Origin of the sequence: Jiangella rhizosphaerae, from assembly GCF_003579925.1 — a bacterium.
Taxonomy (GTDB): Bacteria; Actinomycetota; Actinomycetes; order Jiangellales; family Jiangellaceae; genus Jiangella; species Jiangella rhizosphaerae.
The window spans coordinates 1-19,652 of sequence record NZ_QUAL01000183.1 but is presented as its reverse complement, the minus strand read 5'-3'; the positions used below and the strand labels follow the sequence as shown (position 1 = coordinate 19,652).

General features: G+C 68.7%; 21 protein-coding genes and 1 tRNA gene. 11 read left to right on the top strand and 11 right to left on the bottom strand.

The annotated features are described in order from the left end of the window. Positions 1-72: 72 nt before the first annotated feature. Complete coding sequence (locus tag DY240_RS19920) at positions 73-597, top strand: NUDIX domain-containing protein (protein ID WP_119661593.1); 525 nt, start codon at positions 73-75, stop codon at positions 595-597. 393 nt (positions 598-990) lie between these two features. Here DY240_RS19920 and DY240_RS19915 read toward each other — a convergent pair whose 3' ends face one another. Next, a complete protein-coding gene (locus DY240_RS19915; protein ID WP_119661592.1) occupies positions 991-1,986 on the bottom strand; it encodes a DNA cytosine methyltransferase in 996 nt (331 codons plus the stop codon). A 213-nt stretch (positions 1,987-2,199) separates the two neighbouring features. Between DY240_RS19915 and DY240_RS19910 the strand changes: the two genes are divergently transcribed. From DY240_RS19910 to DY240_RS19895, 4 genes are all read left to right on the top strand, one after another. Next, entirely contained in the window at positions 2,200-2,568 is a 369-nt protein-coding gene (locus DY240_RS19910; RefSeq protein ID WP_233552807.1) for a very short patch repair endonuclease, read from the top strand. 334 nt (positions 2,569-2,902) lie between these two features. Beyond that, a complete protein-coding gene (locus DY240_RS19905) occupies positions 2,903-3,862 on the top strand; it encodes a DNA cytosine methyltransferase (protein ID WP_119661590.1) in 960 nt (319 codons plus the stop codon). A 265-nt stretch (positions 3,863-4,127) separates the two neighbouring features. Beyond that, positions 4,128-5,102 carry a NaeI family type II restriction endonuclease gene (locus tag DY240_RS19900; RefSeq protein ID WP_119661589.1) on the top strand — a complete coding sequence of 325 codons (975 nt, stop codon included), beginning with the start codon at positions 4,128-4,130 and terminating at the stop codon, positions 5,100-5,102. A 242-nt stretch (positions 5,103-5,344) separates the two neighbouring features. Continuing rightward, positions 5,345-6,139: an NgoMIV family type II restriction endonuclease gene (locus DY240_RS19895; RefSeq protein ID WP_158602915.1), complete on the top strand. Its 795-nt coding sequence runs from the start codon at positions 5,345-5,347 to the stop codon at positions 6,137-6,139. 124 nt (positions 6,140-6,263) lie between these two features. On the opposite strand, the gene DY240_RS19890 is transcribed toward DY240_RS19895, so the two are convergent. Beyond that, positions 6,264-6,977, bottom strand: a complete 714-nt coding sequence (locus DY240_RS19890; RefSeq protein WP_158602914.1) for an HNH endonuclease — start codon at positions 6,975-6,977, stop codon at positions 6,264-6,266. Between the two features lie 361 nt (positions 6,978-7,338). On the opposite strand from DY240_RS19890, the gene DY240_RS19885 reads away from it, so the two are divergent. Beyond that, a complete protein-coding gene (locus tag DY240_RS19885) occupies positions 7,339-7,635 on the top strand; it encodes a hypothetical protein (RefSeq protein ID WP_119661586.1) in 297 nt (98 codons plus the stop codon). A gap of 388 nt (positions 7,636-8,023) precedes the next feature. Here the strand turns inward: DY240_RS19885 and DY240_RS19880 are convergent. From DY240_RS19880 to galU, 8 genes are all read right to left on the bottom strand, one after another. Then, positions 8,024-8,099, bottom strand: a tRNA-Ala gene (locus DY240_RS19880). A 53-nt stretch (positions 8,100-8,152) separates the two neighbouring features. Further along, positions 8,153-9,013, bottom strand: coding sequence for a divisome protein SepX/GlpR (sepX, locus tag DY240_RS19875; protein ID WP_119661585.1), 861 nt, complete (start codon positions 9,011-9,013; stop codon positions 8,153-8,155). 93 nt (positions 9,014-9,106) lie between these two features. After that, positions 9,107-9,739, bottom strand: a complete 633-nt coding sequence (locus DY240_RS19870) for a YceI family protein (protein ID WP_119661584.1) — start codon at positions 9,737-9,739, stop codon at positions 9,107-9,109. 144 nt (positions 9,740-9,883) lie between these two features. Then, the gene (locus DY240_RS19865; RefSeq protein ID WP_233552806.1) at positions 9,884-10,501 is read right to left on the bottom strand and encodes a GNAT family N-acetyltransferase; all 618 of its coding nucleotides are present in this window, start codon (positions 10,499-10,501) and stop codon (positions 9,884-9,886) included. After that, positions 10,498-10,989, bottom strand: coding sequence for a MogA/MoaB family molybdenum cofactor biosynthesis protein (locus tag DY240_RS19860; RefSeq protein WP_119661583.1), 492 nt, complete (start codon positions 10,987-10,989; stop codon positions 10,498-10,500). Before DY240_RS19860 ends, DY240_RS19865 begins: the two co-directional genes overlap by 4 nt. After that, on the bottom strand, positions 10,986-11,414 hold the full coding sequence (moaC, locus tag DY240_RS19855; RefSeq protein ID WP_233552808.1) for a cyclic pyranopterin monophosphate synthase MoaC: 429 nt from the start codon (positions 11,412-11,414) through the stop codon (positions 10,986-10,988). Before moaC ends, DY240_RS19860 begins: the two co-directional genes overlap by 4 nt. A gap of 47 nt (positions 11,415-11,461) precedes the next feature. After that, positions 11,462-12,688, bottom strand: coding sequence for a molybdotransferase-like divisome protein Glp (glp, locus tag DY240_RS19850; RefSeq protein ID WP_119661581.1), 1,227 nt, complete (start codon positions 12,686-12,688; stop codon positions 11,462-11,464). Then, a complete protein-coding gene (gene galU / locus DY240_RS19845) occupies positions 12,689-13,630 on the bottom strand; it encodes a UTP--glucose-1-phosphate uridylyltransferase GalU (protein ID WP_119661580.1) in 942 nt (313 codons plus the stop codon). 128 nt (positions 13,631-13,758) lie between these two features. On the opposite strand from galU, the gene DY240_RS19840 reads away from it, so the two are divergent. Continuing rightward, the gene (locus DY240_RS19840; RefSeq protein ID WP_119661579.1) at positions 13,759-14,355 is read left to right on the top strand and encodes a 5-formyltetrahydrofolate cyclo-ligase; all 597 of its coding nucleotides are present in this window, start codon (positions 13,759-13,761) and stop codon (positions 14,353-14,355) included. Positions 14,356-14,479: 124 nt separating this feature from the next. Here DY240_RS19840 and DY240_RS19835 read toward each other — a convergent pair whose 3' ends face one another. Further along, positions 14,480-17,041: a penicillin acylase family protein gene (locus tag DY240_RS19835; protein ID WP_199701829.1), complete on the bottom strand. Its 2,562-nt coding sequence runs from the start codon at positions 17,039-17,041 to the stop codon at positions 14,480-14,482. Positions 17,042-17,224: 183 nt separating this feature from the next. On the opposite strand from DY240_RS19835, the gene DY240_RS19830 reads away from it, so the two are divergent. From DY240_RS19830 to DY240_RS19815, 4 genes are all read left to right on the top strand, one after another. Then, on the top strand, positions 17,225-17,812 hold the full coding sequence (locus tag DY240_RS19830) for a hypothetical protein (protein WP_119661578.1): 588 nt from the start codon (positions 17,225-17,227) through the stop codon (positions 17,810-17,812). Further along, positions 17,809-18,378: a hypothetical protein gene (locus DY240_RS19825; protein WP_119661577.1), complete on the top strand. Its 570-nt coding sequence runs from the start codon at positions 17,809-17,811 to the stop codon at positions 18,376-18,378. The genes DY240_RS19830 and DY240_RS19825 overlap by 4 nt, the downstream gene beginning before the upstream one ends. A gap of 349 nt (positions 18,379-18,727) precedes the next feature. Further along, positions 18,728-19,036, top strand: a complete 309-nt coding sequence (locus DY240_RS33420) for an FmdB family zinc ribbon protein (protein ID WP_119661576.1) — start codon at positions 18,728-18,730, stop codon at positions 19,034-19,036. 337 nt (positions 19,037-19,373) lie between these two features. Next, the coding region (locus tag DY240_RS19815) for an SAF domain-containing protein (protein ID WP_199701827.1) at positions 19,374-19,652 on the top strand (279 nt) is incomplete at its 3' end.

Sequence of the window (19,652 nt, the reverse complement as noted above, 5' to 3'; positions counted from 1 at the left end):
TCGCCGAGCGCCATGAATTCGCGACGGATCGACAAGTAGGCTGCAGCTGACCATGGAGAGATCGGTTGTCGAATGAGCACCGAGCAACCCCTGTACGAGCGCGATCCCGAGTCATGGCACGCCTACCTCGTCGAAGGCAACGCACGGCAACCGCGCAAGAGAGTCAGCGCGGACGTCCTGATCCGCGACGTCTCCGGCCGAATCCTGCTGGTCGAGCCGACGTACAAGCCCGGGTGGGACCTGCCCGGTGGGATGGCCGAAGCCAACGAGCCACCAGACATGGCCGCACGACGCGAGTTGCACGAAGAGCTGGGTATCGACCTCGAGATCGGCCGCCTCTTGTGCATCGACTGGGTGGCCCCACACGGCCCGTGGGATGACCTGCTCGCCTTCATCTTCGACGGCGGACGGCTGACCCCTGCACAGGTGAGCCAGATCCGCCTTCAGAACAGCGAGCTCAGAGCATTCGAGTTCTGCCACGACGACCTGATAACCGAACGCCTCCCCCAGTCCTTATCGCGACGAGTCGCCGCCGCTCGGTCGGCCCTGGTCAAAGGTGACGTCCGCTACGTCCACGACGGCTCAGTTGCGCGCTAGCTCCGGCCAACCGGATACCTGCGCAGTGATCGCCCGTGCGCAGATCGTGCACGGGCGGCGCCGCAACGTTCGAAGGCAGCCTGAACGATCCGGCCACCAATCGAGTGACACGCCATGATGTACGGCTGAGTACATCCGCCGCGCCTTTGTGGGCTGACAACTTTCGGAGCGTAGGCTGCATGCCGACGCTGATCTCTGGTCCTTGACGCTGAGGCTCCAGGAAATGTGCCGTGTGGGGCCTCGCTTGCGAGACCCCACACGGCACCATCGCTTTTGCGACGGCCATCGAGCGCGCTGATTAACTAGATCCGAAGCTTCCTGCGACGCAGCGTTGGTCGAGCGCTGTGGTGACGGCAATGACACCTGAACAACGCAGATATGATCAAGCGTACGTCATTCTGCATAGACCAATTGCGGCTGGATGTACTCGGCCTCGCACACATCATGCGCCGCTTGGATGGCGACACCGATCCTTGCGGCGATAGCCCGAGCGACCGGCGGCGGGAATGCATTTCCCACCTGTCGATACCTCGCAGTTTTTCTGCCGCTGAACTTCCACGTCACCGGGAACCCTTGGATGACCGCAGCCATTTCTACCGTCAACTTAGGCATTAGGTCGACCGGATCATCAACCGATGGCGGCCTATCCGCCACGCCTTTGCCATTCACATGAAGGCGATCCCAGGCCTCTCGGGCGCGCGTAGGCCCTAGGTCAGGGCCGCCGTGCTTTCTTGAGCCGCCGACCAGAGTCGGCGCGATGCCGTCCGCCTTATTGGCCCACTCCTCTGCCCCTGCCCAGCCATCCGCCGCCATCAGCTCTTTGAGTGCACGCCCCACCGTGGGCGCAACCTGCTCCTCCGTCGGCCAGCTGAAGTGCACGAAGGCACTGGGCTTCATCGCGACAAGAATGAACCTAGGGCGGAGCTGCGGTACCCCGAACGCGCTGGCATTCACGAGCTGCCAGTCGGCCACATAGCCCAGCTCTTCGAGGACGCGGAGTATCTGAGCGCGGTAGGCGGCGAAGCGGGGCGAGCTCAAACCTCGGACGTTCTCAAGCAGCACGGCTGTCGGGTTGATCTCGCGCACGAGCCGCAGAGCCTGAGGAAACAGGTCCCGCTCGTCATCGGCGCCGAGCTGCCTTCCGGCGATCGAGAAGGGCGGGCAGGGCACGCCACCGGCAAACAAGTCGACCATGCCCGCATATGACCGCCCATCGAAGTCGTGCACGTCGCCCTCGGTAACGTTCCAGGATGGTCGATTCAGGCGAAGCGTGGCACACGCATCTGTATCAAGTTCTACAGCCACGAGGTGCTCGAAACCCGCCTGCTCCAAGCCGAGCGACTGACCACCGGCGCCCGCACAGATCTCAAGGCATCTTAAACTCGACATGGATCCGCTCTCTTCCGTCAGCGAGATGGGTGCCGGGCAGATCCACGATAAGTCGTACGCACGTTCGACACAACTCGACAAACTGCTGCTATGCTGAGAGGTTTGATGGCTACGCCGACCACGCCATCCGATGAGGAACGAGCGCGGCGACGAGCTGAGGCGCGCGCGAAGGGCCTTCATCCGGCGCCGCTAGATGAGGGCCGGAGCCGGAACATGCAGGCGAACCGGCGGCGCGACACAGGGCCCGAACGTGCGTTGCGCTCAGCGCTCCATCAGGCCGGCTATCGATACCGATGCGACCTGCTTATCGACCTGCCTGGTGGCGTGCGCGTACGCCCCGACATCGTGTTCACCAAGCGGCTGGTTGCCGTCTTCGTAGACGGCTGCTTCTGGCACAGCTGCCCCGAACACGGACGTCAACCTACGACCAACGCTTACTACTGGAGTCCCAAGCTTCAGCGAAACCGCGACCGTGACGAACGCAACAACACTGCGCTCTCGGCTGCCGGCTGGACTGTTGTCCGGCTGTGGGAGCACGAACCCCTGGAGCAGGCACTGGACAAGGTGAAGCAGGTGTTGTGAGGAGCCCGACGCCAGCACGTGTCCGGCGTCAGCGGAGCGTCGCCATGGTGCGGGACTGTTCCCCGACTTTTCTGACCAGTCTCGATCTGCCGGCCTCCTCGAGTATCGCATGAGGTCGCCCACCCGGAGGATCCCGGCTGTCGCACAGTGCCACGCTCGGCGCCTCGGGGCGGCGAGCGTGGCACCTCGAGGTCGTCTGAGGGTCGCAGCGCGCCACCAACAGCGTTCGGCTGCGCCAGCTGCGGTGCGCGTCCAAGAAGTGACGGCCCCCAGCGGTTAAGGTCAGGGCTAGCCGGGTTGCTCCTCGCCTGCGCATCGCACTTGGGAGGCTGCTGTGTCGTCGTTCACGTCGGTCGAGGTCTGCGCGGGTGCGGGAGGCCAGGCGCTCGGCCTAGAGCAGGCAGGGTTCGAGCATCTCGCGTGCGTCGAGCTTGATCCAAGCGCCTGCCAAACCCTTCGGCACAATCGGCCTGGCTGGCACGTGATAGAAGCTGATCTTCGCCAATGGGAACCGGACGCTTCATTGACCGGCGTCGATTTGCTGGCCGGCGGCGTGCCGTGCCCACCATTTAGCCTCGCGGGAAAGCAGCTTGGCCGTGACGATGAGCGTGATCTTTTCCCAGAGATGGTCCGGCTCACGAAGCAGCTTCAGCCGCGGGCAGTGATGATCGAAAACGTCCGCGGGATCCTGAGCCGGAAGTTTGATGAGTACCGAGATGAGCTAGTCGGCGAATTTGAGCGCCTGGGCTATGCGTCGTGCGGATGGAAACTTCTCAACGCCGCCGACTTTGAAGTACCTCAGTCACGCCCGCGCGCGATACTTGTGTTGATGAGGCCGGATGAGGCAGAACATTTCACGTGGCCCGAACCAGTTGGCGTGCTCAAGACTGTTGGCGAAGTACTGGAGCCTCTCATGGCCGAGGCCGGGTGGGAAGGTGCCGCAGACTGGGCCGCGAAGGCGCAAGGTATCGCCCCTGCGCTCGTAGGTGGCTCCAAGAAGCACGGCGGTGCCGATGTCGGTCCGTCCCGGGCGAAGGCGGCATGGCGCGATCTAGGCGTCGACGGCATGGGCATTGCGGACAGCCCGCCCGGTCCGGGTTACGAAGGAAGGCCGCGGTTAACTGTCAAAATGGCGGCCGCAGTTCAAGGATTCCCAACCAGCTGGAACTTTGCTGGCCGTAAGACGGCATCATATCGCCAAGTCGGCAACGCCTTCCCGCCTCCAGTTGCTGAAGCCGTTGGTCGGTGTATTTACACTGCCCTGGAGGCTGGCGACAATGCGTCAACCGCCTGACAGTTAGGATAACTTGCGAACGCGGTCAGTCGGCAGAGCCACCGTTTGCAGTACGGCCTTGATCGGCTGGGCGCGAGCAACATCGGGTGGCAGCCCGAAGTGCAACGACCGCTTTCGAGCCAAAGCGCCGAAAGGTATGCCAGATCCGGTCGTATTCAGATGGTCGTCGGAGGCTATGATCACATCCAGTCTACGAAACGCGCGGGACCTAGGCCGAGCGTAGATAGTCACAGTGCCCTCCGAGACACAAGCTATTGTCAACCTCATGACGAACGATGGGCTACCTGGCCTCGAGCTGTACGGACTAGACGACGACCCCCCCAGGGAGGCGGTTGCCGACGCCCTGCGTCGAGCCGATCCCGATGGGCGCCGCGCTGCTGCGGTCTTCCGTGCCACCTTTGATCAGCTCTATGACGGCCAGCACACTGGTCGGTTTCGGTGGGATCAGCTCTTCAAGACCGAGAAGACACACTATGGAACTCTCCTTGAGATTAACCTCAGGCGCGAGTTTGATGGTGTCATCGATGACGGTGAACGGCTGGACTTCCAAATCTTGGGTGTGGAAATTGACTGCAAATACTCCCAGTCGATGGGAGGCTGGATGCTCCCGCCAGAGTGCTTCGGCGAGCTCCTGCTTGTCGCCTACGCGAACGACAGCGCGTCGACGTGGAGCCTCGGCGTCGTGCGCGCCAGCGTCCAGAACCTGAGGTCGAGCCGGAATAGAGACGGCAAGACGAGTCTGAACCCCCGCGGCCGCAGTCAAATAGCTTGGCTGCACCTCGGTGCTAGCCTCCCGCCAAATGTTCTGCTCAGCTTGGATGAAGCCACGCTCGCCGCAATTCTCCGACCGCGCAGCGGTCAGGCTCGTGTAAACGAGCTGCTACGGCGGGTGACACTCCGCCGTATCGGCCGCAATACAATTGCAACACTCGCGCAGCAAGACGACTACATGGCTCGGATCCGCGATAATGGGCATGGCGCCCGCACGATTCTCCGGGACGAAGGCTTCATCATCCCGGGAGGGGACTATCAAGTCCATCGCGACGTGGCCGCCCAGCTCGGCGTCACACCACCTCAACCTGGCGAGGTAGTAAGCATACCGGTCGTCCCCGCCGATCCAGGTGAACCTCACACTGTCGTATTGGAGAATCGCAACTGGCGCGTGGCGCGCAATGGCGAACGCATGTCTGAAGCTGCGCCTAGACTCCCCGACACGCGCAAACGCCGAAGCATGGGGTGACGCGTTGCTGCGAGAAGTATGCCTGATGGGGCGCCCGAACACAGAGCTTCGCTTGCTGGCGTAGTTGGCGGAGGCTCGAGTAGGCCGTTTCACAGGAGTCCTCTTGTCTGCGGGCCAACGGCCAACAGCACCCGTCCATCCCGATGCGGCCTCGTGGTACGGTCCGTAATATGGCCGTACCAAGTTGGTTCACCGACACGCTTGGCTGGAAGCAAGCCAGCCGGAGCGCCACACCAGTTTGCGTGAAGTACGTCGGCGAGCCATTAGGGCCGAACCTTGCCGACCTTTCTGGCCCAAGTAGCGTACGCATCGCAAAGGCGGTCTACGAGATCCTCAACATTCGTCGCGACCGGAGAACCACCTTCGACATCGGCTCACTCGAGCGCAAGGAAGCGAGTCCATTCGATGACCGTAGGAGACCGAGAGCCCATGCGTTAGCCGCAGGCATTGCACTCGAGGTCGGGTTGGAACAGGACATCTACACTAGCTTAAAGGAACTCGCGCCGGGGCGCGCTTGGAAGGTGACCCGGCGCGGTAGCGCAAATCAGTTTGCCCAGTATCGCCATCTTGCGCACCTCCAAGAACTACTTAAAAGCGATCCGACGCTCAAGACAACGGTTGGCCGTGACTATACAGTTTCCAGCGATGTGATGGTCGGCCTGCCCAATCCGCGAAGCGCTAATCTCACCCATGTATTGCACGCCGCAGTGTCCTGCAAACTAACGATCCGCTCAGATCGAGTGCAGAATGTCCGTGTAGAGTTTGGCACGCTTGTACGCAACCGTCGGGGCCGCCTGCCTCATCTTGTCGTGGTGACGGCCGAACCTCTACCCAGCCGACTGGTGTCTATCGGGCGTGGCACGGGTGAGATTGATACGATCTATCATCTGCTTTTCGAACAGATTGACGAGGCGTTAGAGAGCCTACGCAATCACGATCGCTTTATGAATACCCAGTGGCAAGGCTGGCGCGAGCTTGTCGAAATGGAGCGTATACGCCCTTATAGCGAGCTTTCCTCAGCGCTCGCTAATGGATAAGGCTCAAGCATGAGCAGAGCCTTAAACATTGGGTTCCCGCACTCGCGCTACGACCGATGGTATGCCGAATCCAGTCGCTGAAATGCTTTATGGCGGAAGCCGCACCATATTTCGTAACAATCCGTCATGAGAAGCGTGCACGTAGCGTTGCCCGCAACTCATCGGGTGTGATCCACGCGCGACGGTGGATCATTCGATGACAATTGGAGCACAGGAGGGCTAAGTCCTCTAAGCGAGTCCTGGTTTGCCCGGAGGCGTGGAGCGGAAGAACGTGGTGTACTTCGATATACCCCTTGCCGCGCGGTCCATAAATGTCCTCGAAATTAAAGGAACAAATCTCGCACGCCAGCGCGTCGCCGCGCGTCGTGACTTGGTCGAGCTTCATCTGCCGAATCTTAGGACTTCGCTCTCGCCGCAAGTGCCGCATAATAAGAACGCGCCCCTCCGAAACATCGATCTCGGCCGTATCGATCTCGTCATCCAAGGAGGGGGCGGCTTGGCCGCGCTTCATGTCTGTCCGTATCTCACGCGCGGCTTGCAGCATCCGGTCTGGATCTAGGATAAATTCGCAGAGTACCTCGCCGTCCAGCTTGTTGCCATGCGTTGGCCTGCCTTGATAATCCGGGTGCTGCGTTGCGATATCCAGCGTCTTGCGGGCCACACTGTCTGCACTTCTGAAGTCGGGATTGCGCTGCTCTATTGGGTGATTCGACCACGATATGAGCAGACTGGACAGTTCGACCACCTCGGGCCGGGAGGACCGGAGCTCCTTCCAGCCGTTCTCTGCTATCAGGGCGCAAGCAAGAATTATCTCATCACGTGTCCAAGAGATCCTCATAGGTACAATCATGGCAGCTTGGAACAAGAGCCAACGCGACGTCCCGGAGGCCGATGAGGTGGCGACGTGAGCGACAGATGTGACCGCCGCCTCAGCAGACGAGAAACGGGCTACCACCTCCTCATCGGCGACCCCACCCGCTGCGTCTTCGGACCCTCCTGCCACGCTGGGCATCATCTAGAACAATGGCTAACGGTCACATCCGCAGACCCACGGCAAGATCTGTGAAGAACTGGGCTTGGCGTTGCCCCTGAACCCGGCTAAGGTGTCACCGCGGTGTCCTGCGTTCGGGTTGCCGACCGGCTCCGCTGCAGCCCAGACGGCGCACCGGCGCACGCACTGCGCCCCATGTCTAGACAGCATGACCCAAGCCGGCCCCGCCGACACCGCGATCGCCGGGTTCTACCGCGTCCGGTTCGACCACGTCGACCGCTGCGGCAAGCTCTCTCTGCGCCGCGCCGGACGCATGCACCACCTCGGCGTCGGCATCACCCACGCCGGCAAAGCCGTCACCATCCTGATCACCGACCACCAGGTCACCGTCGTCGACAGGTCCACCGGCGAAATCCTCGCCACCCACACCATCAGCCCGACCCGCACCTACTGGCGCAACGAACAACGAGAGCCCGGCCACTGGCCAGGCTCTCGTCCACTATGAACGATGACGCGAGACATCTATCAACGATGTCCCGACTCATCACAATGGNCCGACATCGTGCCGACGGCCACGCGCGCGGCCGTGGCCCCCTCACCGTGCCGACGAACCCAGTCGTGTGGTGCCAGCCAGGCCGGGCGCACCGGTCTTGTCGCCGTCGACCCCCCGGTGCCGATGACGACGAGCTGCAGGCCGCTGATGGGTGAAGGATCCGGGTAGCCAGGACGACGCGGATCCCTCACCCATCCAGGCCGCGAAGGCATCACCTGCCGACCGCGACACCGCGACGACGACACCGCCACCATGACCACCACACCACGAGACACACCCCACGCATTCATCGGCATCTCCAAGGCCACAGCGTCGGCAATCTCGGCGTCGGCTAACACAATGGTGGAGCTGAGGGGACTCGAACCCCTGACCCCCTCGTTGCGAACGAGGTGCGCTACCAGCTGCGCCACAGCCCCTGGAACCTCCGCGACTTTACCATCCGGACCGGCCGGAAACCCAATCGGCCGGGTCAGTCGCCGACGGCGCGGCGGCGCTCCTCGACCACGTCCTCGGTCCCGGTGGTCTCTTCGGGCGCGGGCGACGAGGACGCGGCAGCAGGGCGCTCGTCCGGGTCACGGCGCGGCAGCTGGATCGACGAGGCGGGGTCGAGGCGGCCGGAGGTCCAAGCCCCGGGCTGGCTGAGGTCGATCTTGCGAGCCGCGGGCCGCGTCGCCTTGGGCTTGGTGAGGTAGGTCGGGAGCGGGACCGGCACGGGCGACCACTCCTCACCCTCGCCGACAGACGAAGCCGGCTCCACGAGCTCGTCAGGAAGCACCAGCCGACGAGTCGCGCCTTCCTCGGACTCCGACGGCGACGCCCACACGGCGGAAGCCTCACGGGCGACCGAGCGACGACGCTGAGCGGCCGCGCGGCGGGCCTCCGCACGTCGGCGACGGGCTTGGGCGACCGCGGCGCGGCGAGCGACCAGGACGAACAGCACGAGGAGCACCCCGGGCCCGAACGGAGCCCAGGCGGGCGCCCGGCCGAGCACGACCAACGCGACGGAAGCCACCAGCAGCACCAGCAGCATGCCCAGCATGCGGCGACGGCGGCGGGCGGCGACTGCGAAGACATCGTCCACGGGCGACGACGGTACCGGCGACCCACCCTGCCCAGCCGACACGGCCGCGCCAGGAGCAGTCGGCAGCGTCACGGCGCCGTGCGAAGCCTGCGGCGGCCGGCCGCCGCGGCGCGACAGCACACGCACCCCGCGCTCGACATCAGCCTCGCGCGCCCGCTCGACCTCTTCGTTGCGGCGGACCCAGCGGGGCACGAGAAAGGCGGCCCACGCTGCGACGATCGCCGCATAGATGAGACCGCTGTACCCCATGCCTCAAAACGCTACGGTGCAATGCATCCCACACGTTGGACCCGCTCCGGTGTGTCGTCCGCAACGCACGTGACGGGTGTGACCAAAGGGGCGTCAGGTCATCCTGATCGCTTGTGCCCGGATCTCGATCTGCACCTTCTGCGACACCAGCCAGCCGCCGGCCTCGAGCGCCACGTTCCAGGTCATGCCGTACGCCTCGCGGTCGATCTCACCGGTCGCGGACAACGCCAGCCGCTCGCCGCCCCAGGGGTCGCCCTTGACGCCGTCGATGGAAACGTCCAGCTCGATCGGCCGGGTCACGCCCTTGATCGTCAGTTCGCCGACGCACACGAACTTGCCGGCGCCGCCGCGGCGACGGCGGACCATCTGGCCGTTGACGATCGACCACTTGGGTCCCGACGAGCCGCCGTGCACCTGCCGGGAGATGAAGCTCATCTTGGGGAAGGTCTCGACGTCGAGGAAGTCGGCGCTGCGCAGGTGCGCGTCACGTTCGGCGGCGCCGGTGGTGATGGAGCCGGTGTCGATGACCGCGCTCGCGGACGAGTCGAGCGGGTCCTCGGCGATGTGGACCGTGCCCTCGACCTTCTCGAACCGGCCACGCACCTGCGTGACCATGAGGTGCCGGGCGACGAAGCCGGCCGTGGTGTGCGCGGGATCGATCTGGAAGACCCCGGGCGTCGGGAGCATCGCCCCGTTCCACAGCCGCACGCCAGCGGAGTCGTTCATGCAATCCCCCGAGAGCATCGACGTCGTCTGGTTGCGGTACCCAGCAATAATCGCACAGTCAAACGACAACGCATGGTGACAAGACGGGTCGAAACGGTCACGCGGCGTGATCGCAGCAGCTCAGCGGCACCGCCGACGAGACGCTCAGGGAGCAAGGCGCGACGAACGCCACCGTCGCAGTAGGCCCTCGGGGACGTCCTCGGCGGTCAGGGCGAAGGAGCGGTGGTCGCGCCACTCGCCGTCGATGTGCAGCAGCTTCGGCCGCAGCCCCTCCTCGCGGAAGCCGAGCTTCTCGACGACGCGCAGCGAGGCGCGGTTCTCGGGCCGGATGTTCACCTCGAGCCGGTGCATCCCGCACACGAAGAAGCAGTAGTCGACGGCCATGGCGACGGCGGTGGGCATGATGTTGCGGCCGGCGAGGTCGACGTCGAGCCAGTAGCCGATGGTGCCCATGCGGGCCGAGCCCCAGATGATGTTCGAGACGTTGAGCTGCCCGGCCAGCCGCCCGTGGTACGTGACGGCCCAGGGCAGGGCCTCGTCGGCGCGGCCCTGGGCGGCGTGGAGGCGCACCATCTGCCGGAACGACATCGTGTACGGGTCGGCCGGTGGCGGGGGCGTCGCCTCCCACGGCCGCAGCCATGCCTCGCTGCGCTGCCGCACCTCCGACCACGCGCGCAGGTCACGGGCGTGCAGCGGCCGCAGGCCGACGGGGCCTTCCTGCAGCTCGACCGGCCAGCCCAGCCGCGTCGACCGCGACCTCACGACGCACCACCCGAACGGTCGTGGTCGCCGCCGCGGAGCTGGTCGACGGCGTGCGGGAGGACCGGCGCGAGGACGGCGAGACCGTCGCGCACGCCGCCCGGCGAGCCCGGAAGGTTGACGATCAACGTCCGGCCCGCCCGCCCGGCCACGCCGCGCGACAACGCCGCCGTCGGTACCCCCTGCGCGACCCCGTAGGAACGGATCGCCTCGGCCAGCCCCGGCACCTCGGCGTCGAGGACGCGGCGCGTCATCTCCGGCGTGTGGTCGGTGGGGCTGAGGCCGGTGCCGCCCGTGGTGACGACGACGTCATAGCCCGCCGCGACGGCCGAGCGCAGCACGGCCTCGACCTCCTCGCCGTCGGGCACCACCGTCGGGTCGGCCACCTCGAACCCCAGCGCGGCCAGCCCGTCCACGATCAGCGGCCCCCCGCGGTCCTCGTACACCCCCGTGGCAGCGCGCGTCGACACCGTCACGACCAGCGCCCTCATGCTCGCCGCCAGGTCCCGGACTTGCCGCCGGTCTTCTCCTCGATGCGGACGTCGGAGATGACCGCGCCCTTGTCGATCGACTTCACCATGTCGACGACGGTGAGCGCGGCGGTCGCGACGGCGGTCAGCGCCTCCATCTCGACGCCGGTGCGGTCGGCCGTCCGCACGACGGCGACCACGCGCACCGCGTCGTCCTCCACGGTCAGGGTCACGTCCACGCCGTGCAGCGCCAGCGGGTGACACAGCGGGATGAGGTCGGGCGTCTTCTTCGCGCCCATGATGCCGGCCAGCCGCGCGACGGCGAGCGCGTCGCCCTTCGGCACGTCACCGGCCCGCAGCGCCGCCACCACGGCAGGCGAGACCAGCACGCGGCCCGACGCCGTCGCCGTCCGGACCGTCACGTCCTTCGCCGACACGTCCACCATGCGCGCCGCACCCTGGTCGTCGAGGTGCGTGAAGCCGGAACCAGAGCTCACTCGCGCCGCCGTTCGAGCAGGACGACGTCGACCACCTGGCCCGCCGCGACCTCGGTGACGTGCTCGGGCACGACGATCAGCGCGTTGGCGTAGGCGAGGTCGCCCATGAGGTGCGACTGCTGGGCACCGATGGGCCGCACCTGGTGCGAGCCGTCCTGCGCGGTCTGCACGCGGGCCCGGGCGAACTGCCGCCGCCCCTCGGGCGAGCGCAGCCGCTCCTGCAGCACGGCCTTGACGCTGGGCCGGTGCAGCCGCGGCGAGCCGAGCATCTTGCGGATGGCCGGCCGCACGAACACCTCGAACGAGACGAACGCACTGACCGGGTTGCCGGGGAGCGCGAAGATCGGCGTGTGGTCGTCGCCGATGGTGCCGAACCCCTGCGGCTTGCCCGGCTGCATGGCGACGCTGTCGAACCTCACGGTGCCGAGGCCGGAGAGCACCTCTTTGACGATGTCGTAGGCGCCGGCGCTCACCCCGCCCGTCGTGATGACCATGTCGGCGCGGATCAGCTGGTCCTCGATCAGCCCGAGCAGGCGGTCCTTGTCGTCGGGGACCGGCGGAACGCGGTAGGCGACGGCGCCGGCCTCGCGCGCGGCGGCGGTGAGGGTGAACGAGTTGGAGTCGGAGATCTGGCCCGTGGTCAGCGGGTACCCGGGCTCGACCAGCTCGCTGCCGGTGGAGATGACGACGACGCGCGGCCGCGGCCGGACGACGACGCGGTCGCGGCCGACGGCGGCGAGCAGGCCGATCTGCGCGGCGCCAAGGTACGTTCCGGCGCCGAGCACGACATCGCCCTCCTGGACGTCGCCGCCGGCCCGCCGGATGTGGGCACCGGGCTTCGCCGGCGCCGTGATGCGGACCCGCACCGTGCCGCCGTCGGTCTGCTCGACCGGCACGATGGCGTCGGCGCCCGACGGCACCGGCGCACCGGTCATGATGCGCGCGGCCAGCCCCGGCCCGATGGCGTTGACCCTGGTGTCGCCCGCCGGGATGTCCGCGACGACGGGCAGCTCGACCGGCTCGTCCTCCGACGCCGCCGCCACGTCGTCGGCGCGCACCGCGTAGCCGTCCATGGCGGTGTTGTCGAACTGCGGCAGCGACCACGGCGCGATGACGTCCTCGGTGAGGACGCAGCCGTGCGCGTCGAGCAGCTGGAAGTCCAGCTCGCTCAGCGGCCGGACCGCCGCGAGGATGTCCGAGAGATGGTCGGCGACACGCTTCACTCAGTCATCCTCAACCTCGGGCGGAAGCTGCGCAACGAACTCGCGCAGGAACGCCCGGAAGTCCTTGCCGAGGTCGCTGCGCTCGCTGGCGAGGCTGACGGTCGTGCGCAGGTAGTCGAGGCGGTCGCCGGTGTCGTAGCGGCGGCCGCGGAACACGACGGCGTGCACCCCGCCGCCCTGGTCGGAGGGCATGCCCGCCAGCGTCTTGAGCGCGTCGGTCAGCTGGATCTCACCGCCGCGGCCGGGCTCGGTGGTGCGTAGCACGTCGAAGACCGCCGGGTGCAGCACGTAGCGGCCGATGATGGCGAGGTTGCTCGGCGCGGTGCCGGGCTCGGGCTTCTCGACGAGGTCGGTGACGCGCACGACGTCGTCCTCGGCCGGCTCGACCGACGCGCAGCCGTACATGTGGGCCTGCGCGGGGTCGACCTCGATGAGCGCGATGACGCTGCCGCCGTAGCGCTTCTGCACGTCGAGCATGTGCGGCAGCAGCGGGTCGCGGGGGTCGATGAGGTCGTCGCCGAGCATGACGGCGAACGGCTCGTCGCCGACGTGGAGCGCGCCGCAGAGGACGGCGTGCCCGAGTCCGCGCGGGTCGCCCTGGCGGACGTAGTGAATGTCGCCCAGGATCTGCGACTTCATGACCCGCCGCAGGCGTTCCTGGTCGCCCTTCTGCTCCAGCGCCTTCTCCAGCTCCCAGGCGCGGTCGAAGTGGTTCTCGATGGCGTCCTTGTTGCGCCCCGTGACCAGCAGCACGTCGGACAGCCCGGCAGCGACGGCCTCCTCGACGACGTACTGGATGGCCGGCTTGTCGACGACCGGCAGCATCTCCTTCGGCGTCGCCTTCGTGGCCGGCAGGAATCTGGTCCCGAGGCCCGCGACCGGGATGACCACCTTCGTCACCGCGCCGGCCGTCGCGTCCTGTCCCGTTCGCTCCGCAGTCATCGCTCTCCTCATCCAGTCGGGCCGTGCCTCGTTCAAGGCTCAGGTACCCGCTCCCGTGCTGGGCGTCACCCTACAAAGACCGGCGGACAGGCAGAAGGGCGACGTGCGGTCGGCCGTACGGTGAAGACATGCCGACGACGGTGCGCGAGGCGAAGCGGGCGTTACGCGAGCGCATCGTGGCGCGCCGCCGCGACCTCGACGCGACGGCGCTGGCGTCGGCCGCGAGCCGGCTGCGCGACGTCGTCCTCGCCCTGCCGGAGGTGGCCGCCGCCTCCACCGTCGCCGCGTACGTGTCGGTCGGCCGCGAGCCCGGCACCGGGCCGCTGGTCGAGGCGCTCAGCGAGGACGGCGTCGACGTGCTGCTGCCGGTGCTGCTGCCCGACGGCGACCTCGACTGGGCCGCATACGCCGGGCCGCAGCACCTGGTGCCGGCCGCACGCGGACTGCTCGAGCCCGACGGCGACCGGCTCGGGCCCGCGGCGGTGACGACGGCGTCGGTGCTCCTGGTGCCGGGCCTGGCCGCCGACCGGCGCGGTCACCGGCTGGGCCGCGGCGGTGGATCGTACGACCGGGTGCTCGCCCGGGTGCTGGCGTCGACGACGCCGGCGTTCACCTGCGTCCTGCTGCACGACGGCGAGCTGCTCGACATCCCGGTCCCCCGCGAGCCGCACGACGTCCCCGTCGACGCCGTCGCCACCCCGAGCGGGGTGCACCGGCTGCGCTGAGCCGGCCCGCGGTGGACCCCGCCCGGTCGGGTGGGACCCAACCCTACGGGTGGGCACCGACACCACCACCCGCCGACGGGCCGGACGGGGCCGGCGGGAGGCGTGCGGCGCGACGGCCGACCGGCTACGGGGACTCGGCCGGCTCGGGCGGCTGGAAGGTGAACCGGTACTCGCCGGCCTCGCGGACGGAGTCCTCGTCCCAGCGCATCGGCAGGGTCTCGCCGTCGCGCCAGAGCTCGGTCTGGTCGCCGTAGTTGTCGTGGAACGGGTGACCGCTGACGCCGGTGAGGTCGATCCAGCGCGACGCGTCGAGGTCGCCGAGGTCGACGATCATCCGCATGGACGGCGACCACACCGTCTCGTAGCCCTCGGCGGCGTCCCAGGCGTTGGCCAGCACGATCGACCCGCCGCCGCCGACCTCGACCGGCCCGCGGTTGAACATCCACTCCACCAGCCCGATGCCGGACGTGCCGAACGTCGGCTCCGTCAGGTCCAGCGCGTGCAGCCGGCCCCACTCCCACTTCGAGGCGTCCTTGCCCTGCTCGCGGGTCATCTCGTCGCGGGCGTCGCGGGCGGCCTCGACCAGGATGATGTCGCGGGTCTCGACGCTCTCGCTGTCGACGTCGTCCCAGAACGGGTCGCCGGGAACCTCGAGCAGGTCGCGCACCACCTCGAACCAGCGGCCGCCGCCGTCGGGCCACTCGTCCTCGGGCAGGTCGTCGTGGAAGGTCAGCTCGAGCAGGTTGCGCCAGACGGCGTTGAAGTAGGCCGCGGCCGCGGAGTCCGCCGTCATCGAGCGGTCCCAGTCGCGCAGCAGCCGCAGGCCGTCGCCGTAGTAGCCGTCGGGGGCGTCGAGCTCCAGCAGGTACGGCACCAGGATGTCGGCGGCGTCGCTGTGCGCGTCGAGCTGGATCGCGGCCATGTCCGCGGCGTCGAGCGGCTCGCCGGACTCGATGCGCTCGGTGAGCAGCTCGTCGATGCGCCCGGCCCGGTGACCGGGGTCGAAGTCGGCGGTGAGCAGCAGCGGGTAGCGGTCGCTGGTGACCGGCTGGTTCGCCGTCACGATGTAGCCCTGCGCGGGGTTGAGCACACTCGGCAGGCTGGCGAACGGGATGTAGCCGGCCCACTCGTAGGTGCCGGTCCAGCCCGGGACCGGGTAGCGGCCGTCGTGCGTCGTGCGGACGGGGATGCGCCCGGGCGCCTGGTAGCCGATGTTGCCCTCGGTGTCGGCGTAGACGAGGTTCTGCGACGGCACGTCGAACAGGGCGGCGGCGGCCCGGAACGAGTTCCAGTCGGTGGCCCGGTTCAGCGCGAAGATCGCGTCGGCGGTGCGGCCGGGGTCGAGCGCCGTCCAGCGCAGCGCGACCTCGTACCCGTCCTCCGGCGGCGGCTCGCCCTCGACGCGGGCGTCCTCGCCGACGTCCTCGATGTCGTCGTCGCGGTCGGACAGCAGCGGGCCGTGCCGCGTGCTGCGGACGGTGATGGTGACGTCGTCGCCGCCGGCCACGCGGATGGTCTCCTCGCGGACCTCCAGCGGCACCCAGTCGTCGCCGACGCGGTACGTGGTGCCGCGGACCTGCTCGAGATAGAGGTCGGTGACGTCCGGGCCGAGGTTGGTGAACCCCCACGCGACGTCCTGGTTGTGGCCGATGATGACGCCCGGCAGGCCGGCGAACGAGTAGCCGACCACGTCGAACGGGCAGGCCGGGCCGACCTCGCGGCAGTGCAGGCCGACCTGGTACCAGATCGACGGCATGGACGGCGCCAGGTGCGGGTCGTTGGCCAGCAGCGGCGCGCCCGACTCCGTGTGATCGCCGGCGACCACCCACGAGTTCGAGCCGACGCCGTCACCGTCGCCGAACGTGACCGGCGCGGCGTCGAGGCCCTCGGCGGCCCGCTGGATCGCGTCGGCCGCTGCGGGCGGCAGCGGCACGGGTGTGCCGTCGGCCGCGGCCAGCGCGTCGGGCAGCCGCGGCGACACGTACTCGTCGGGAACGATCGGCGGTGCGAGCGACTCGGGCGAGTCGGGCCAGAGCTGTTCGACGCGGTCGGCCGGCAGCCCGCTGGCCTCGAGCAGCGAGCGGCTGAGCTCGTCCTGCATGTTGCCGCGCAGGTCCCACGCCATCGCCTTCAGCCAGCTCAGCGAGTCGACGGGGGTCCAGCGGCTGGGTGCGTCGTCGCCGCCGGTGACCCCCAGCAGGGTGTAGGCGAGGCCGCGCTCGCCGCCGTCGGTCTGGTCGAGCCAGGCGTTGACGCCGTCGGCGTAGGCGTCGAAGTAGCGGCGGCTCTCGGGGCTGATCAGCGGCAGCTCGGCGCGGGCGACCTCGGTCCAGCCGAGGGTCCGGACGAACGCGTCGGTCTCGACCTGGTCCTCGCCGAACAGCTCCGACAGCCGGCCCGACGTGACGTGCCGGCGGAAGTCCATCTGCCAGAACCGGTCCTGCGCGTGCACGTACGCCTGCGCCCGGAACAGGTCCTCCGGGGTGTCGGCGTAGATGTGCGGGATGCCGTTCTCGTCGCGGATCACCTCGGCCTCGGCCGTCAGCCGCGGGATCTCGGCGGTGCCGTCGTAGTCGGGATAGGCGCGGCGTACCGACCACACGCCGACGGAGGCCGTCGCGACGAGCGCCAGCACGACCAGTCCCGCCAGGACGGCGAGTCCGGCGGCGATGCGGCGACGAGTCACCGGGACAGAGTAGGCGACCGATCACGGCCGCCCGACTGGCGTCGTCGCGTTCTACCCGGCCGCCCGGTCTGGGCGGTGTCAAGGCGGTTGACTAGCGTCGCGGCTCGCAATATCAGAGCCTTGCCTGTCGTTCAGCAAGGTTTCAGCCTTGCTCAGGTGGACGCCAGGTCATAGCCTTGCAGTGTGCCGTTCGTCCTGACCGTCGACCAGCGCGGCAGCCGCCGCAGCCGCGACCTGGTCGAGGATGCCCTGTCCACGCTGAAGCAGCTGGTCCACGAGCCGCTGCTGCCGTTCGAGCGCACCGCCGGCGACGAGTTCCAGGGGGTTCTGGCCGAGTCCGAGGCAGCGGTCGAGGCGGCGCGGCTGCTGCTGCGGGTCGACGCGTGGAGCATCGGCATCGGCGCCGGGCCGGTCGAGGAGCCGTTGCCCGCCAGCACCCGATCGGCGCGCGGCCCGGCCTTCATCTACGCGCGCGAGGCGCTCGACGCCGCCAAGCAGCGGCCACAGCACGTCGCCGTCGCCGGGCCCGACGGTGAGCGCGCGCAGGAGGCCGACGCCGTCCTGACGCTCATGGCCGCCGTCATCGCGCGACGCAGCGCCGCGGGCTGGGCCGCCATCGACCTCGTCGAGGCCGGGCACACGTTCGCCGAGGCCGCCGACGTCCTGGGTATCACGCGGCAGGCCGTCGGGCAGCGACTGGCGGTCGCGCTGTGGCAGCAGGAACGCGACGCCCGGCCCGTCGTGGCGCGGCTGCTCCAGGAGGCCGCATGACGGTGGTGGCGGTGGTCCTGCTCGCCGTCGCGGCCGCGGCCGGAGCCGTCGCCTGGTACGCCGTCGAGCACCGCCGGCCCGAGGCGACGACGCGGACCTGGCTGATCGGTGCGGCCGTCCCGGTCACGCTGGTGACCGCGGCGGCGCTGTTCGGCCTGGCCGGCGACCCGCCGGGTTCCGCGCTGCTGAACGTCGCGCGGGTGGCGGCCGTGGTCACCGCGATCACGGGCGGGAGTCTGGTCGTGACGGCACTGCTGCGGCTCGCCGACCGCGGCACCAGCACCATCGCCGAGGACGGCGTCACCGGCGACGCCACCGCGAGCGTCTCCGACCCTCAGACGCTGCGTGGCGGCACGACCATCGGGGCGCTCGAGCGGCTCGCGGTCGCCGTCACCATCCTGGCCGGGTGGCCGGAAGGCATCGCGATCGTCCTGGGCGGCAAGGGCATCGGCCGGTTCCCCGAACTGAGCCAGTCGGCCGCGGCTGAGCGGTTCATCATCGGGACGCTGGCGAGCGTGCTGTGGGCCCTCGCCGCGGTGGGCGTCGTCGTCACGTTCCGGACGTGACGGACGGCAGCGGCGCCCGCGGTCGGCCGCGTGCCGCGGCCGGCCGACCTCCGGGCCGCTGGGCCGGCCGGCGCCGGACGGGACTCGTCGCCCCGCTGGAGCTCTGCCGTCCTTTCCGCCAGCAGAGCTCCATCGCGCGATGGAGCTCTGCTGTCTCATCGGACAGCAGACCTCCAGCGGGGCGGAGGGTGGCCGGGTTGCGTGGCCGCCGTGTCGACGGTTGCGTGAGCGGGTTGCGTGGCGGCCGCGTGGACAACGACGCACCGAACGGGGCATTATTCTTGGCAGTCGAGGGTTGAGAGTGCTAAGAGCCGTCGGCCTTCGACGGCGACCCCAGGAGGATCCACGCGTGCCCACCTACCAGTACGTCTGCACTGACTGCGGCGAGCCCTTGGAGGCCGTGCAGAAGTTCAGCGACGACCCGCTCACCGAGTGCCCCGCGTGCGGCGGGCGCCTGCGCAAGGTGTTCTCCGCCGTCGGCGTGGTGTTCAAGGGCTCGGGCTTCTACCGCAACGACAGCCGTTCCACCACGTCGTCCAGCACCCCGGCCAGCAGCAACGGCTCGTCGTCCGGCGACTCCGCCAAGAGCAGCGGCGACTCGTCCTCGAAGACCTCGAAGGACTCGTCCGGCTCGAAGGCATCCTCCCCCGCCGCCTGATCCTCGACGGCCGGCGGGGCACGCGTCGGCGCCCCGCTTCGAATGCCGGCGCCCGCCTCGAGCGCCGGCGCCCGCTTGGGGTGTCAGCGCCCGCCCGTAGGGTGGGAACCCACCCATCCGGGCGGGGTCCATCCTCGGTCAGGTGGGGCACCCTTGGCCAGGGCTGTGACCGCGAGCCCACTCGCCGATCGGGCGCTCGTCTGCCGGCCGGGCACCTCTCGCCACGGCGCACCTCCATTCGGCCGCACGACGACCCGTCGTCCACAGGCCGGGCCGCCGCGGATTCGTCTTGTGGACAGCCGGTCCGGCGGCCCGCGGCGCGCTTAGCGTCGTGGGCATGGACGACCCACGCTCCGCCCTGCACCGCCTGGTCCGCGCGGCCGGCTGGCATCGCCGGCTCCTCGCCGGCGGGCTTGCCGCCGCGGCGGTCGCGTTCGCCATCGAGGCCGCGTCGCCCGGCGCTCCGGCGACCGTCGACGTGGTCGTCGCGGCGCGCGACCTGCCCGGCGGCACCGTCCTCGCCGCGGACGACCTGACCACCGCCGCGTTCCCGCCCGGAGCCGTCCCCCGTGGAGCCGTCGGGCGGACGGAGGCCGCCGGGGCGCTGCTCGCGGCG

Coding starts and splice junctions, on each gene's coding strand:
- DY240_RS19825 (WP_119661577.1), top strand. CDS start 17,809: ATGACGGTGGTGGCGGTGGTCCTGCTCGCCGTCGCGGCCGCGGCCGGA.
- DY240_RS19900 (WP_119661589.1), top strand. CDS start 4,128: ATGACGAACGATGGGCTACCTGGCCTCGAGCTGTACGGACTAGACGAC.
- moaC (WP_233552808.1), bottom strand. CDS start 11,414: ATGGTGGACGTGTCGGCGAAGGACGTGACGGTCCGGACGGCGACGGCG.
- DY240_RS19890 (WP_158602914.1), bottom strand. CDS start 6,977: ATGAGGATCTCTTGGACACGTGATGAGATAATTCTTGCTTGCGCCCTG.
- DY240_RS19885 (WP_119661586.1), top strand. CDS start 7,339: ATGACCCAAGCCGGCCCCGCCGACACCGCGATCGCCGGGTTCTACCGC.
- sepX (WP_119661585.1), bottom strand. CDS start 9,013: ATGGGGTACAGCGGTCTCATCTATGCGGCGATCGTCGCAGCGTGGGCC.
- galU (WP_119661580.1), bottom strand. CDS start 13,630: ATGACTGCGGAGCGAACGGGACAGGACGCGACGGCCGGCGCGGTGACG.
- DY240_RS19910 (WP_233552807.1), top strand. CDS start 2,200: ATGCAGGCGAACCGGCGGCGCGACACAGGGCCCGAACGTGCGTTGCGC.
- DY240_RS19920 (WP_119661593.1), top strand. CDS start 73: ATGAGCACCGAGCAACCCCTGTACGAGCGCGATCCCGAGTCATGGCAC.
- DY240_RS19860 (WP_119661583.1), bottom strand. CDS start 10,989: ATGAGGGCGCTGGTCGTGACGGTGTCGACGCGCGCTGCCACGGGGGTG.
- DY240_RS19840 (WP_119661579.1), top strand. CDS start 13,759: ATGCCGACGACGGTGCGCGAGGCGAAGCGGGCGTTACGCGAGCGCATC.
- DY240_RS19870 (WP_119661584.1), bottom strand. CDS start 9,739: ATGAACGACTCCGCTGGCGTGCGGCTGTGGAACGGGGCGATGCTCCCG.
- DY240_RS19915 (WP_119661592.1), bottom strand. CDS start 1,986: ATGTCGAGTTTAAGATGCCTTGAGATCTGTGCGGGCGCCGGTGGTCAG.